The organism is Kitasatospora albolonga, assembly GCF_039535905.1.
Taxonomy (GTDB): Bacteria; Actinomycetota; Actinomycetes; order Streptomycetales; family Streptomycetaceae; genus Kitasatospora; species Kitasatospora albolonga.
Map to the genome: position 1 here is coordinate 1 of NZ_BAAAYB010000039.1, position 14,364 is coordinate 14,364.

Annotated in this window: 9 protein-coding genes and 2 pseudogenes; 4 read left to right on the plus strand and 7 right to left on the minus strand. The window is 73.2% G+C overall.

Annotated elements, in window-relative coordinates; translation table 11 throughout:
- Together ABD946_RS10495 and ABD946_RS10500 are read left to right on the plus strand one after the other, a co-directional pair.
- On the plus strand, positions 1-237 hold a 237-nt coding region (locus ABD946_RS10495), incomplete at its 5' end, for a hypothetical protein (RefSeq protein ID WP_345282284.1).
- Between the two features lie 539 nt (positions 238-776).
- Positions 777-1,207 (plus strand): annotated as a pseudogene (locus ABD946_RS10500) (hypothetical protein); the annotation flags it as partial.
- A 185-nt stretch (positions 1,208-1,392) separates the two neighbouring features.
- Here the strand turns inward: ABD946_RS10500 and ABD946_RS42610 are convergent.
- Together ABD946_RS42610 and ABD946_RS10505 are read right to left on the minus strand one after the other, a co-directional pair.
- Positions 1,393-1,527, minus strand: a complete 135-nt coding sequence (locus ABD946_RS42610; protein WP_425558581.1) for a barstar family protein — start codon at positions 1,525-1,527, stop codon at positions 1,393-1,395.
- Complete coding sequence (locus tag ABD946_RS10505; protein WP_345282286.1) at positions 1,482-2,360, minus strand: hypothetical protein; 879 nt, start codon at positions 2,358-2,360, stop codon at positions 1,482-1,484. The genes ABD946_RS42610 and ABD946_RS10505 overlap by 46 nt, the downstream gene beginning before the upstream one ends.
- Positions 2,361-2,427: 67 nt before the next feature.
- Here ABD946_RS10505 and ABD946_RS10510 point away from each other — a divergent pair.
- Positions 2,428-3,056: pseudogene (locus ABD946_RS10510) on the plus strand (carbonic anhydrase).
- Between the two features lie 118 nt (positions 3,057-3,174).
- Here ABD946_RS10510 and ABD946_RS10515 read toward each other — a convergent pair.
- Positions 3,175-3,732 carry a GNAT family N-acetyltransferase gene (locus ABD946_RS10515; RefSeq protein ID WP_345282288.1) on the minus strand — a complete coding sequence of 186 codons (558 nt, stop codon included), beginning with the start codon at positions 3,730-3,732 and terminating at the stop codon, positions 3,175-3,177.
- A 146-nt stretch (positions 3,733-3,878) separates the two neighbouring features.
- On the opposite strand from ABD946_RS10515, the gene ABD946_RS10520 reads away from it, so the two are divergent.
- Positions 3,879-5,063, plus strand: a complete 1,185-nt coding sequence (locus ABD946_RS10520) for a cytochrome P450 family protein (protein WP_345282290.1) — start codon at positions 3,879-3,881, stop codon at positions 5,061-5,063.
- On the opposite strand, the gene ABD946_RS10525 is transcribed toward ABD946_RS10520, so the two are convergent.
- From ABD946_RS10525 to ABD946_RS10540, 4 genes are all read right to left on the minus strand, one after another.
- The gene (locus ABD946_RS10525) at positions 5,060-6,280 is read right to left on the minus strand and encodes an aminotransferase class V-fold PLP-dependent enzyme (RefSeq protein WP_345282292.1); all 1,221 of its coding nucleotides are present in this window, start codon (positions 6,278-6,280) and stop codon (positions 5,060-5,062) included. The two genes, ABD946_RS10520 and ABD946_RS10525, sit on opposite strands and share 4 nt — an antisense overlap.
- A gap of 61 nt (positions 6,281-6,341) precedes the next feature.
- The gene (locus ABD946_RS10530; RefSeq protein WP_345282294.1) at positions 6,342-8,297 is read right to left on the minus strand and encodes a family 20 glycosylhydrolase; all 1,956 of its coding nucleotides are present in this window, start codon (positions 8,295-8,297) and stop codon (positions 6,342-6,344) included.
- 114 nt (positions 8,298-8,411) lie between these two features.
- On the minus strand, positions 8,412-11,534 hold the full coding sequence (locus tag ABD946_RS10535) for a TIM-barrel domain-containing protein (RefSeq protein WP_345282296.1): 3,123 nt from the start codon (positions 11,532-11,534) through the stop codon (positions 8,412-8,414).
- A 190-nt stretch (positions 11,535-11,724) separates the two neighbouring features.
- Positions 11,725-14,271, minus strand: coding sequence for a phosphocholine-specific phospholipase C (locus tag ABD946_RS10540; RefSeq protein ID WP_345282297.1), 2,547 nt, complete (start codon positions 14,269-14,271; stop codon positions 11,725-11,727).
- Between the last annotated feature and the right edge of the window lie 93 nt (positions 14,272-14,364).

A 14,364-nucleotide genomic window follows, 5' to 3' on the forward strand; every position in this document is an offset into this window, starting at 1 on the left:
GCGCACCGCCGAGCAGCTGCTCGCCGGTGCCTCGGGCGCCCCGCGCGACCGGTCCGGAGCGCCTCGCCGACCGCACGGCCCCCGCCGGGCCACGCGGAGCTGGCCGGGCTGCTCGCCTCCGCGGCTGCCCCCGAAGCCGGCGGTGGTGAACAGCCGGCGAGCAGGCGGCGCTGTGCGGCCTTCCGGGCGGTGCGCTCCGACCCGTCCACCGCGACCACCGCCGGAGAACGACCGTGAGCACCACCGTCCGCGTGCGGGCCTTCAGCGCGAAGGCCCTGCTGACCGCCTGCGCGGCCACCGCGCTGGGCGGCGTCGCGGTGGCGGCCGGCACCGGCGGTCTGCCGCACATACCGGGCCTGCCCGGCGGCGGTCAGGCGCGCACGCCCCCGCCACGCCCTCGGCCTCCGGCTCCGCGGGTGCCGGCGCGCGCACCGGCACCTCCCCCTCCCACCACGAACCGCAGGGCTTCGGCGCTCGCACGCCGCCACCGCCTCCGTCCAGGGCGCCCTCGCCTCCGGCGCCCGCGCCGCCCGCGAAGTCCTGGCCGGCCTCGGCTGACCGGGGCACGCGACCGGTACGGTGATCGCACCGACCCACCCGGGGGGCGACATGACGAGCTGCTCGATCTCGGTCGGACCGCAGCGCACGACGACGGAGGAGGCCTACGTCGCCGTCCCCGAGCCGACCGTCACCGCCGGGCGCCGGCGCCCACGGACGAGTGATCGCGCCGGGTCCCGGTGGGCCGGACGGCTTCGGGGCAGGCTAGCTTTACCCGGGTGACTCTTCTTGACGACGTGGCCGAGCGCGACGGCTGGCGGTGCTGGTGTGCGACGAGCCGGTCGACCCCGACATGTCCGTGAACGACCCCCGCGGTCCGAGCGTCGACAGCCGCCACCGCCGACCGCAAGGCCAAGATCCCCGAACGGCTCGCCCACCGCGGCTGCAACACCCGCAAGGGCGCGGTCAAGGTGGAGATCGCCTGGCCCGACCACCTCTACGTCTCCGAACCCGCCGCGCTGATCGCCGTGACCGCCCGGCTGGAACGCAAGGGCGGCCGCGAAGTGGTCGGCCGCTGCCCCACCCGCAAGGACGCCCAGCAGGCCGCCGACTGGCTGGCCGACCGCCTCACCCGCCCTCACCCCCGAGCTCCCCCTGACCACCACCGTCGAACCGGGGCGGCGGCCAGTTCCTCCTCGTCCTGTCGACCGCCGCCGCTGACCGCCGACGCCCCGAGTTCACCCTCGTCCGACGGGGTGTCCGTTCAGGCGAGGGTGACGGTCACTCGGTGCTTGGCCATGATCTCGAGGATCACGGCGAAGAGGTCGTACCGCGTTCCGTCCGAGTCGAGCTCCGCCGCCAGGTGCTCGCGGGCGGTCGCGGAGGAGTGCCAGGTCAGGGTGGCGGGGGAGTGTGCCCGAAGGAGCCGCAGAGGCAGTCGTCGACGGCGGCCGTGTTGGCGCCGAAGTAGCCGCCCGGGCCGTTCACCGCCTCGCCGAGGGCGAGGTACAGGGAGGTCGCGTCGGTGATGTGGCGGCCGTCGAGCTCATAGGCCCGGCCGGGTGGGCGGGGCTGGTGGTGGATCCGGCAGCCGCGCTCGCGGACGAGGTCGAGCCAGGCCTGCCGTTCCCTGGGGCCGAGGCCGACCCAGGTGCCGGGGGGTGGCCGGCGGGCCGGGTGAACCAGCGCTCCAGGAGCGGCCGGGCGTGCTCGGGCAGCGGCTCGAAGTCGCCGCCGTCCAGCTCCAGGTCGATGAGCCCCGGCCCGGCGGCGGACGGATGCCACGCGGTGACGGTGGCCCACATCAGACGGTCCGTCAGCAGTTCGCCGCGGTCGTCGCGGATCTCCAGGTACGTCTCGTCCAGGTGGAGCGCCTGCCGGGTCCCCTTCGCCAGGGCTGCCCGCAGTCCTGCACCCGGGGCCAGCCCCCGCAGCACCACGGGGGATCGCGGTTCCTCGGCCGGGACGATCCGGGTGAAGCCCTCGCAGGAGCCGAGCCACCGGTGCCCGTCGGTGAGCCGGACCGGGCCCTCGTGGTCCTCGGGCGGGGCCAGGTACGCGGCCCTGGCGGAGACCGCCAGGGCCCCGGCGCGCCCGCCGAGGCTCAGCACGTCCTCCAGCAGCCAGGGGTCGTCGTGCTCGGGGTCCTGGACGCCGGGGCCCTGCGGCACCAGCCAGACCCGGTCGCCGAGCCAGCCCGCCGCCGTGCCCTGCTCCGGGACCCAGCCGAAGAGCTCGTACGTCTCGCGCCGGTCCTCCCCGGACAGTCCGGTCACCTCCTCGCAGGTGCCCCAGACCTCGCTCCGGTCCCACCCCACCAACGCGTACCGCGCCACCCCAGGCCCCTCTCCACGCCCGTTCACGCCGTCATCCTGCCCGACTGGCGGACCCGTTCGATCACGCGTCCGATCCGCGCCGTAGGCTGCGGTCATGTCGACCACGCTCCCCACCACCCCCGCCGACGCCTTCGCGATGCTGATGTCCGGGAACCAACGGTTCGTCACCGGCGAGCCCGAGCACCCCAACCAGGACGCCGCCCGCCGCACCGAGACCGCCCCCGAGCAGAACCCCTTCGCGGTGATGTTCGGCTGCGCCGACTCCCGCCTCGCCGCCGAGATCATCTTCGACCGCGGCCTCGGGGACCTCTTCGTGGTCCGCACGGCCCGGCCAGGTGGTCGGCCCCGAGGTGCTGGGCAGCATCGAGTACGGCGTGGCCGTGCTCGGCGCCCCGCTGGTGGTCGTGCTCGGCCACGACTCCTGCGGCGCCGTGGCCGCGACCCGCGCCGCCGTCGAGGCGGGCACCCGGGCCCCGGGCTTCGTCCGCGACGTGATCGAGCGCGTCACCCCCAGCGTGCTCACCGCCCGCGCGGCCGGCCACACCGAGGACGGCGAGTTCATAGCCGAGCACATCCGCCAGACCGTCGACCTGCTGGTCGACCGCTCCCGCATCCTCGCCGACGCCATCGCCGCCGGCCGCCTCGCCGTGGTCGGCCTCTCCTACCGCCTGGTCGACGGCAGCGCCCCACCTGATCGCCGCCCACGGCATCGACGCCGCCTGACGCGGCCTCACCGCCACCTCGCTCCTCGGGCCGTTCCCGACGCTTCCGCCACCGGGAGCCGGTCCGAGGAGCGACGGCCCGACCGCGACCTCGGGCGGTCTCCGGCCGGGAGCGGCCGCTACGAGGCGGCGCGGTGCGCTGCCCACTCGTGGTCGAGCAGCCCGAAGAGGACGCTGTCGTACCACCGCTCGCCCACCCGCACGCTCTCGCGCCGCCGCCCCTCCTCGACGAAGCCGGCCTTGCGGAAGGCCCGGACGGCCCGTTCGTTGCCGCTCCAGGTGTCCAGCTCGACCCGCCGCAGCCGGCACGACCCGAACAGGTGCCCCAGCAGCAGGTTCAGAGCCTCGGAGCCGTACCCGCCGCCCCAGCGGTCACGCTCGCCGATGAGGATCCCCACGGTGGCCCGCCCCGCGAACGGGTCGAGGTCGCGGTAGCCGATGCTGCCGATCACGCGCCCCGCGGCCAGGTCCTCCACCGTGAACGTGGCCTCCACGCGCGGGTCCTGACGGAGCCTGGCGTCGTGGAAGCGCTCCATGGACTCCCGCGTGATCGGCCCGAAGTGCGGGTCACCCCCGGTCGCCCAGTGCACCACCTCCGGGTCGTTGCGCCACCGAACGTGGGCGTCCACGTCCTCGGCGCGCGGCGCCCGCAGTCGTACCAACGTGCCTTCGATCATCCGGTGATCATAAGGATCCGGAGAGCTGTCGCCACCGGGTTTTCCGGGCGGTCTGCCGCGCCGGGGTGTCGGCGGATCGAACGCGGCGGGGACCCGGGGGGATACGATCGGTGCTGCCCGGGACGCCGAGGGGGACGGACGGACGCATGGTGCTGAACGACCCGGCCTTCTACCGCGACCGGTACCCGCACTACGCCGCGCTGCGCGCGAAGGCACCGGTCCTCCCGATCCCGTTCGCGGGGGCGCCGGACGGGGCGGTCGTGGTGACGGGGCATCAGGAGGCGCGGCAGGCGCTCGCCGGTGCGGCCCTGTCCAAGGACACCGGGGCGTACTTCGCGGACAAGGACTCCGACCGCGCCCTGCACCCCGCCGTCGCGCGCAACATGCTCACCACCGACCCGCCCGAGCACACCCGCCTGCGCCGCCTGGTCACCCGCGCGTTCACCACCGCCACCGTCCACCGGCTCCGCCCCGCGATCGAGGCGCTGGCCCGGCAGCTGACCGCCCACTGGGAGCCGGGGCAGGAGGTCGACCTGGTGGAGGGCCTGGCCGCCCCGCTGCCGGTCACCGTCATCTGCGAGCTGCTCGGCGTCCCGGAGCGGGACCGGCCGGCGATCGGCGTCTGGTCGGCGGAGCTGTTCGTCACCGGGGACCACACCCGGATCGACGCCGCCTCGCACGCGCTGTCCGCGTACATGGCCGAGCTGATCGCCGCCAAGCGCACCGCCCCAGACGGCGCGCTGATCTCCGAACTGATCGCCGCCCGCGACGGCGAGGACGCCCCGCTGGACGAGCACGAGCTGCTCTCCCTCGCCGTCCTGCTGCTGGTGGCCGGCCACGAGACCACCACCGCCGCGATCGGCAACGGCGTGCTCGCGCTGCTGCGCCACCCGGAGGCCTGGGCCGAGCTGCTCGCGGACCCGGGCCGCATCCCCGCCGCCGTCGACGAACTGCTGCGCTACGACGCCCCGGTCTCCATCGCCACCTGGCGCTGGGCCCCGGCCGCCACCACCCTCGGCGCGGACGCGACCCCCGTCCCGGCCGGTACCCCGGTCTTCGTCTGCCCGGGCGCGGCCAACCGCGACCCGGCCCGCTTCGCCGACCCCGACCGGATGGACCTCGCCCGGCCGGACGCCGCCGCACACCTCAGCTTCGGCCACGGCGCCCACCGCTGCCTGGGCGCACCGCTGGCCCACGCCGAGGTGGAGATCACCCTGCGGGTCCTGCTGGAGCGCTTCCCCGCCCTGCGGCTCGCCGTACCCGCGGAGCAGCTGACCTGGCGTCACTCCCGGCTGTTCCGGGGCCTGACGGCGCTGCCGGTCCGCCTCTAGCGGGCGTTCCGCGCCCGGTGGGCCCAGTCCGCGAGGACGGGGACGCAGCGTTCGGCGAAGTCCTCGTAGTCGGCCGCGGTGTTGTAGGCGTGGGTGGAGAGCCGGAAGTAGCCGGTGCCGCCGAAGCTGGTGAAGGCGGCCTCGACGCCGAGTTCGGCGGCGACCCGGTCGCGCAGGGCGTCGGCCTCCAGGCGGGTGCCGGCCAGGCCGTCGGGGAGGCGGACCAGCCGCAGGGCGTTCACCGGCATGCCGACCTCGGCGGCGGCGCTCTCGCCGGTCAGCTCGGCGAAGGCCCGGCCGATGAGGTGCTCGGCGTGGTCGGCCAGGTCGGAGAGGTAGGTGCGGACGGTGGCCCAGCCCCAGGTCCGTTCGACGAAGTCCAGGGCGGCCGGGGCGGCCAGGTAGCTGGTGGCGTCCAGCGTCCCCTGGGTGTCGAAGCGTTCGGGGAAGGGCTCCTGCGCGCCCCAGGAGTCGACCAACGGGTAGAGCTCGTCCCGGAGTTCACTGCGGACCACCAGGGCCGAGGCCCCGCGCGGGGCGCACCCGAACTTGTGCAGGTTGCCCACCCAGGCGTCGAACTCCAGCCCGGCCAGCGGGTCCTCGATCAGACCCGGCACGTGCGCCCCGTCGACGAGCAGCGGGATGCCCGCCGCCCGGGCGGCCGTGCCGATCAGGTCCACCGGCAGGCGCCGGGCGGTGGCGGAGGTGATGTGGTCGAGGACGAGGAGCGCGGTGCGGTCGGTGACCGCGTCGAGCACGGCGGCGGCGGCCTCTTCGGCGGTGGCCTCCAGCGGGACGTGCGCCGTGCGCACCCGCCCGCCCCAGCGGCGGGCCAGGCGCTCGGCACCCATGGTCACCGCCCCGTACCCGTGGTCGGTGACCAGCACCTCGCCGCCCGCCCGGTGCGGGAGGCTGCCGTAGACGACGCTGGCCCCGGCGCTCGCGTTCGGCACCAGGGCCAGGTCGCGCGCCGGGACCCGCAGGAAGCCGGCGACCTCCGCACGGGCCGCCGCGACCCGCCCCGGCAGCGCGGGGAACCACACCACCGGGGCCCGCTCCATCTCCTCGCGCAGCCGCTGCTGCTCCTGCTGCGCGGCGAGCGGGACGGCGCCGAAGGAGCCGTGGTTGAGGTGACGGAGCGTCGGGTCCAGGGTCCAGGCGTGGGCGGCGGGGCGGCCGTCGGGCAGCAGCAGGGGCTTGGGTGCTTCGGTGGTCATGTCGTGCTCGGTTCCTCTGCTGTCGTCGCCGGCGGCCCTCCCGCCGCCCCGGGCCATCCTGTCAGGCCGACACCTCCAGGGAGTAGAGGGAGTAGCCGTAGGTGGTGCCGCGGGTGATGCCCTGGAGACGCAGGTAGCGGGCGGCGGTGGGGGTGAAGGTGAGGGTGTCGGTGCCGGCGGTGGTGCGGCCGCGGCGTTGGGCGACGGTCGTCCAGGTGGTGCCGTCGGTGGAGGTCTGGAGGTCGTAGTCCTTGCCGTAGGCGGCCTCCCAGGCGAGCCGGACGGAGCCGATCCGCTGGGGCGAGCCGAGGTCGACCTGGATCCACTGGCTGTCGCTGTACTGGCTGGCCCAGCGGGTGGTGGCGTTGCCGTCGACGGCATAGGAGGCCGGGAAGGCGGTGGTCTCCGTCGAGGACGCGGTGACGGGCCGTTGGAAGGCCAGGTCGCCCGGGGTGCCGGTGGGCCTGGTGACGGTGTCGGGGAGGTAGGCGGTGCCGGGGCCCTGGCCGACGGTGGCGACCTTGGTGAGGAAGGCGGTGTAGTCGCTGCCCCCGGCAGCGGGGGACCACATCTTCTGGGCGAGGGCGGCGAAGCTCTTCTCGATCAGGGTGTGGGTCTGGAGTTCGGTGTAGCTCAGCCGGACCTTGTCGTTCCAGACGGCGGGCATGGCGCCGAGCAGGTTCGGGTCCTGGGCCGGCAGGTCCTGGCCGCCGCCGAAGACGTTCGGGGCCCAACTGCTGAAGATGGACTGCCCGTCGAGGCCCTGCGGGTGGTAGTAGTCGGCGAACGGCACGACGTAGAGCAGGCCGTCGTTGGAGTTGATGACCTTGTAGCCGTCGGCGATGGCCGCCTTGGGGCCGTACCAGCCGTTGTTCCAGCTGTTGACGGCCATGCCCTTGTCGTAGCCGGCTCCGCTGCCGCCCATCACGGTGAAGCTGCCCCAGGCGTTGACCTGCTTGCCGAGCGAACGGACGTACGGGGCGATGGCGTTGACGTAGGTCTTGTACTGGGCCGTCAGCTCGCGCGGGTACTCGTCGATGCCGATGTGGACGGCGGGGCCGCGGAACCACGGGGCGAACTCGGCGTAGACGCTCTTCATGAAGTCGGTGGTGGCGGGCTTGGACAGGTCGAGGTGGTCGGAGTTGCCGCCGTTGAGGCCGAGGCCCGGCCGGAACTTGATGAAGGCGCGGGCGTGGGCCGGGGCGTCGATCTCGGGGACCAGGGTGACGGCGTTGGCGGCAGCGGTGGACTCGAAGCCGTCCCAGTCCTGGCGGGTGTAGCCCTGGGCGTCGGCCAGGCCGGCGAAGGCGGGGTTGGTGCTCTTGAGGCGGAAGGCCGAGATGGCCTGGGACCAGTCGCCGTTCGGCGGGCTGATCTCGTTGTCGTTGAGGTGCAGCTGAAGGGTGTTGAGCTTCAGCCAGCCCATCCAGTGCAGGTAGGAGTTGATGAACTCCGGGGTGTAGTACCGGCGTCCGACGTCCAGCATGAAGCCGCGCACCGCGTAGTCGGGGTAGTCGACGGCGGTGCCGACCGGCAGGCTGGCCTTGTCGGCGGAGCCGAGGATCGCCTGCAACAGGGTCCGGGTCCCGTAGTAGAGGCCCTTGTCACCGCCGCCGACGATGCTCACGGCGGCACCGGCGCTCAACCGGTAGGCCTCCGGGCGCAGTTCGGCTTTGGCCGTGCCGAAGTCGGCCGCCGGGTCGACGGACAGGGCGATGTCCCCGGCGGCCGGGGTGCCGGTCGCCACGGCGGGCCGGAGGCCGGTCAACTCCGCCGACTCGGCCGAGAGTTGTGCGGCGAGCGACTGGACGGCGGGGGAGGCCCCGGCGGGGACCACGATCCGGGTGGCGGCGGTGAGGGTGGTCCGGCCGGTGCCGCCGGTCCACTGCTGGAGGGCGGGGACCACGCCGGGTGCGGGGTTGACGGGTTCGGCCGCCGCCGACACGGCGACGGGGGAGAGGGCGGTGGTGAGCAGGGCGGCGGCGAGGGCGCGGCCCAGGATGGTGCTCGGCTTCATTCCGAACTCCCTGGGGGAAGAGGGGGAAGGAGCGTGCGGGCCGGCCGGACGGCCGCACCCGGGGAAGGGGTGCGGCCGCCCGGCCGGTGTCGGTGCGTCGGGTTCAGTGCGGCGTCACGGGGTGGGGGTCCACCGCTGGGCCGCGCTCCCGTCGCAGGTGGCGAGTTGGAGCTTGGTGCCGTTGGCGGTGGCCGCCCCGGCGGTGGTCAGGCAGCGGGTGCCGTTGGTGACGGTGTTCCCGCTGCCGGGCTTCCACTGCTGGGCGGCCGCGCCGGTGGCGCAGGTCTGGACGGCGACGGTGGTCGAACCGCCGTCCAGGCAGACGCCGTTGAGGCCGGTGAGGGTGCCGTTCGGCTGGAAGGTCCAGCGCTGGTTGGGGCCGCCGTGGCAGCTGTAGAGGGTCGGCTGGGTGCCGGGGGTGGTGGCACTGCCCGGCAGGTCCACGCAGGTGGAGGACGCGCCGTTGACCAGTTCGACGTTGCTGGGCAGCGGCGTGGCCTTCCCCGTGGCGGTGATCTCCGCCGCGCTGGTCCACGGCCCGCGGCCGCCGGCCTCGGTCAGCGCCCGCAGCCGCAGGTACCGGCCGGTGACCGGGGCGAAGGTGACGGCCTTCGCGGCGGCGGTGTCGGCGAAGGTGCCGGTGGCGACCGCCGTGCCCCAACTGGTCGGGGAGTCCGAGACGTAGAGCTCGTAGTTCCCGATCCGGCCGTTGACGCCGCCGTCCTGCCGGGGCAGGTAGGTGACGCTGTCGACGTCGTACCGCGCGCCGAGGTCGATCCTGATCTCGTGCGGCAGCGGGTCGGCGGTGCCGGACCACTTGGTGTGCCAGATGGTGCCGGTGTTGCCGTCGAAGGCGTTGGTGGCCGCGCCGTTCTCGCCCGAGGTCTCCTGGCTGTCGGCGCCGACCAGGGTCCACCCCGCCTGGGAGATCGGGGCGGAGCTGGACGGGATGGCCGAACCGGGCGTCACGGCAAGGCCGTTGGCGGTCACGGTGAAGGCACCGGACTTGCTGCCGGTCTTCACCCAGAGCACGCCGGAGCGGTCGGTGGCGTCGAAGTACCAGCCGCTGGCGGCGGCGTCGTAGGCGCTCTTCGAGGCCTGGGCGGTCAGCGCGGTGCCGTCGACCGAGACGCTGCTCGGCGCCGCGGCGGCGTGCAGCGAGAACTGGTAGCCGCGGGAGGCCGGCTTGCCGGTGTAACTCCCGTTGCTGGCACCCACGTTGACGGTGACGTTGCCGGTGCCCGAGGCGGGCGCGGTGACGGTGACCGCCTGGGTGGCCGAGGCGCCGCTCTGGTAGGCCCGGGTGATGCCGTCGTCCTCGTAGAGGGTGAAGGCGGAGTTGCCGCGCGGGTAGACGTCGTAGGTCAGGGTGTCGACCGGCTTCTCCCCGGTGTAGTTCATCTTCGGCCACATCGGCACGATGCCACCGCCCTTGACGAACAGCGGCAGGGTGTCCAGCGGGGCGGAGTACCCGTTCAGCCAGCCCGGGCCGTTGTAGGCCTTGCCGGTCCAGTAGTCGGTCCAGGTGCCGGCCGGGAGGTAGATCCCGTCCCGGGTGGCGGTGTCGGTGACCACGGGGGCGACCAGGAAGGAGTCACCGGCCATGAACTGACCGCTGGTCAGGTTGCCGCGGGCGACCGGGTCGTTCGGGTACTCCAGCACCATGGCGCGGGTGGAGGGCACGCCGGTCTGCGAGGCGGTCTGGCTCGCGGTGTAGAGGTACGGCATCAGCTGCATCTTCAGCTGCAGGTACTTGCGGTTGATCGACAGGTACGGCTCGGCGAAGCGCCACGGCTGCTTGTCCGAGTACCCGGCGGTCGGGTTGACCGGGCCCCAGCCGGACATGGTCATGAACGCCGGGGTGAAGGCCTTCCACTGCAGGTCGCGGACGTAGGTCTTCGGGCTGCCGCCGAAGATGCCGTCGATGTCGCCGGAGGCGTAGTTGAGGCCGGACAGGCCCGCGCCGGTGATGGCCGGGACGTGCCAGCGCATGGCGTCCCAGGTGCCCGAGGTGTCGCCGGTCCAGACGACCGCGTTGCGCTGGGTGCCGGCCCAGCCGTCCACGGTCCAGACGTAGCGACGGGCGTCCGAGTTGTTCTCGATGCCGTTGACGGCCTGCTTGACACCGTCGAAGGCGTACTTGTAGCCGCCGCCGATCCAGGCCACGTCGGTCTTGACGCCCCGGCTGCCGGCCACGCCGACCTCGTTGTCGATGCCGGACAGGCCGGTGGAGGTCCACAGACCGGTCTGGAAGCCCTTGGCCTTCAGGCCGTCGACGGTGTTCTTCAGGTCCGTGTAGCCGCACCCGTAGCCGTCGTTGGGCAGGAACCAGCCCGAGGGCATGTCGGCGTTGCGGGCGTCGGTCGCGTAGCCCACCACGTCGGGGGTGGTCTGGTGGCGGGCCCGGTTGTGGTCGCCCTGGTAGTCCGGGTTGGAGGCGTTGAAGCAGTCGGCGTTGCCGAGTTCGAAGCCCCACATCGGCGCCAGGAACGGCTTGCCGGACAGGTCGGTGTAGTTGTTGAGCACGCCCTTCAGCGAGTCGCCGACCACGTACCAGGCGTCGAAGCGCTTCTCGTCGTGGGTGAACGAACCCGGCGCGGTGAAGGCGTAGTTGCCGGGCGCCCAGGTGTTGCGCATGACGCCGTAGCCGTTGGTCGACATGTAGAACGGCGCCGGGCTGGCGTTGTCGTTCTCGCGCCACTTGTTGTTGACCGAGATCGGCACGGTCTTGCCGCGCAGCGCCCACTCGCCGAGGCGCAGACCGGTGCCGTAGAACTGCTCGTCGGCGCCCTGGGCGAGGTACTGGGTGGTCTGGGTGCCGGTCCAGCTGGTGGGCTGGGACTCCTGCCAGACCAGGGTGGTGTTGTCCGCCCGGTAGAGGGCGAACTGCATCGGGGACTTGTTGACCCGGATGGTCATGGAGGCGGTGGAGATCCGGAAGTAGCTCCCGGCGTCGGTCCAACTGCTGGTCACCGGGCCGAAGTCGGTCTTCACGGCCAGGTCGGTGCCGGCCGGGTCCTCGGTGAAGGCACCGTTGGGGGAGAGCCAGATCCGGAAGATGTCGGCGCGGGCGATCACCACCCGGGCCTTGGCGCCGGTCGACGAACTGACGGTGTAGGTGTTCCCGGACTGGGTGACTCCGGTGGCGTTTCCGGCGGTCACGGCCGCCGCCGAGGAGACCGGCCCGGCCACCGAGAGCACGGCTCCCAGCATCGCGGCGGCCAACCCGGCGGCCAACGGCCGCTTCCTGCCCCATCGTTCCAACCAGCGTGCTGTGCTCAGGCGCATGCGACGTCCTTCACGGGGGGATGGGCGCAGCCCGGATCGCGGGCTGCGCACGGCATGACATCATTCGCCAAAAGTGCAGTCAAGAGTGCGAACGTGCTTAGAGGTGCACAGTTTCAATCACTATTGCGCAGAACCGCCACTACCAGCCGAGCGGGGCGAGGCCGGCGGCGCTGGTCCACGGGCCGCGGTTGCCGGCCTCGGTCAGGGCCCGGAGGCGCAGGTAGCGGGCGGTGGTGGGCCAGCAGCGGATGGTCTTGGCGGCGGCGGTGTCGGCCAGGGTCCCGCTCGCGACGGGGGTGCCCCAGGTGGTGCCGTCGGTGCTCAACTGCAGCTCGTACGAGCCGATCCGGCCGTTGGCGCCGCCGTCCTGCCGGGGCAGGTAGAGCAGGCCGGTGACGGTGCGGCTGGTGCCGAGGTCGAGCTGGATCTCGTGCGGCAGCGGGTCCGTGGTGCCGGACCAGCGGGTGTGCCAGAGGGTGGCGGGGTTGCCGTCCACGGCGTTGACCGCGGCGCCGTTCTCGCCGGTGAGCTCCTGGCTGTCGAAGTACTTGACGGTGCAAGGGAGTTGGGCGGAGCCCATGGTGGGGTCGCTGATGCTCTCGGCGCCGTTCTCCAGGTGGCCGGCGAAGCGCCGGAGGAATCCGTCGGTGGTGGACGCGGTCACCGTCAGGTCGTACCAGCCGGCCAGGGTGCCGCCGGCCGAGAAGTAGTCCTCGGTGCTCGCGCCCGCCGCGAGTTGGTACGTCCACGGGCCGCCGCCGCGGTTGCCGGTGCGGACGGTGAGGGTGCAGGCGGCGGAACCGGAGTTGGCCATCCGCAGCCAGACCAGGCCGGCGGCCGGGTCGTGCCGCAGGGTGACCTCGGGGTTGGCGTTGCCGGAGGTGGTGGCGGTCACCCGGTTGCCCGCGAAGCGGCGGACGTAGCCGTTGGGGCCGGTGACGGTGAGGTCGTAGGCGCCGGTGGGGGTGCCCGCCTGCCAGGTGTCGCTGAGCGACTTGCCCGCCTCGACCGTGTAGCGCCACGGGCCGTCGGTCCGGAAGGCGCCTGCGTGCACGTAGAAGTGGGCGCCGGCCGTGCCGTTGTTGGTGAAGGTGATCCCGAGCGAGGCGGCGGTGGCGCTCGCCGAGACGGTGAGGTCGTACGGCAGCGGCCGGGCGGTGCGCACGCCCGGCTCCTGACCCGGCATCACCTGGGTGCCGGGCGGGGCGGGGTTGGTGGAGCGCGGGCCGCCGGTGGGCACCGGGGTGGGCAGGTTCGGGTAGCTCGCGGTGGCCTGGGTGGTGTCCAGGGCCGAGGTGAGGTCCCCGCAGACGGCCCGGCGCCAGGGCGAGATGTTCGGCTCGGCGATGCCGGTCCACCTCTCCAGGAACCGCAGGACCGAGGTGTGGTCGAAGACCTCGGAGCAGACCTTGCCGCCCCGGCTCCACGGGGAGACCACCAGCAGCGGGACGCGGACGCCGAGGCCGATCACCTCGCTCCCGTAGAGCTCGTCGCCGAGCGCGGCGGTGGACAGCCCGTCGTTGGCCGAGACCGGCGGGGCGGGCGGCGGCACGTGGTCGAAGTAGCCGTCGTTCTCGTCGTAGTTGAGCAGGAACAGGGTCTTGTTCCACACCGTCGGCTCGGAGGCGATGGCGTCCAGGATCTGCTTCACCAGCTCGGCCCCGGTGTTCGGGCCCCAGTCCGGGTGCTCGGACTGGTTCTCCGGGGCGACGATCCAGGACACCGCCGGGAGCTTCCCGGCCGCGACGTCGGCGCGGAAGGCGGCGGCCAGCTGACCGGGCCTCAGGCGGGCCAGGCCCCGGTCGTACAGGCTGCGCTCGGCCGCGGTGAGGGTGGTCAGGCCCTGGTCGAGCTGGGCCAGCAGCTGGCTCTGCCGGGCCGGGGCGGCGGCCTGGAGCGCGTAGTGGAAGTACTCCACGTTGGGGAAGGGCTTGCCGGCGTCGTCGCGGGCGAAGGCGACGGCCTTGCGGCCGACGCTCAGGAAGCTGGTGAAGTAGTCGAGGCTGTTGTCGCCGTAGTTGTCCCACTCCTGGTAGGTCTTCCAGCTGCGGCCGGCCGCCTCCAGGCGCTCGGCGTAGCTGGTCCAGGTGTAGCCGGTGTGGCCGGGGTTCTGCCAGGCCGCGTTGCCGATCGCGCGCGTGGTGGTGCTGCCGGGCTCGTAGCCGAGCTTGCCGGACCACATGAAGAGCCGGTTGGGGTTGGTGGGGCCGAGCTCCGAGCAGTGGTAGGCGTCGCAGATCGTGAAGGCGTCGGCGAGCGCGTGGTAGAAGGGCAGCGCGGCCCGGTCGAAGTGGGCCATGGTCTGGGTGCCCTTCTTCGCCACCCACTGGTCGCTGCGGCCGTTGTTCCACGCGGCGTGGCCCGAGGTCCAGTCGTGGGCGGTGCCGGAGAGGAACTGGTCGCCGACCCGGAACGGCAGGACCGATCCGGCGCCGTTCGGCTGCTTGAAGACCGGGTTCCCGTTCGGCAGCGTGACGGCCGCCGGGTCGTTGAAGCCCCGGACCCCGCGCAGGGTGCCGTAGTAGTGGTCGAACGAACGGTTCTCCTGCATCAGGATCACGACGTGCTCGATGGCTCCGAGCCCGCCGGTGGGGGCCTCCAGGGCGAGCGCGTTGCGCACGCTCACCGGGAGCAGGGCGAATCCGGACGCCAGCGCGCCCGCCCGGAGCAGATCACGACGCTTCATGGTGACTCCTCGTCACTGCGTGGTGTGGGGGTGATCAAAACTGCGCGATACGTGGCAATCAAGCGCAGTTTTGCGCAAACCGTGGCAGTGCGG

Coding starts and splice junctions, on each gene's coding strand:
- ABD946_RS10515 (WP_345282288.1), bottom strand. CDS start 3,732: ATGATCGAAGGCACGTTGGTACGACTGCGGGCGCCGCGCGCCGAGGAC.
- ABD946_RS10520 (WP_345282290.1), top strand. CDS start 3,879: ATGGTGCTGAACGACCCGGCCTTCTACCGCGACCGGTACCCGCACTAC.
- ABD946_RS10525 (WP_345282292.1), bottom strand. CDS start 6,280: ATGACCACCGAAGCACCCAAGCCCCTGCTGCTGCCCGACGGCCGCCCC.
- ABD946_RS10530 (WP_345282294.1), bottom strand. CDS start 8,297: ATGAAGCCGAGCACCATCCTGGGCCGCGCCCTCGCCGCCGCCCTGCTC.
- ABD946_RS10540 (WP_345282297.1), bottom strand. CDS start 14,271: ATGAAGCGTCGTGATCTGCTCCGGGCGGGCGCGCTGGCGTCCGGATTC.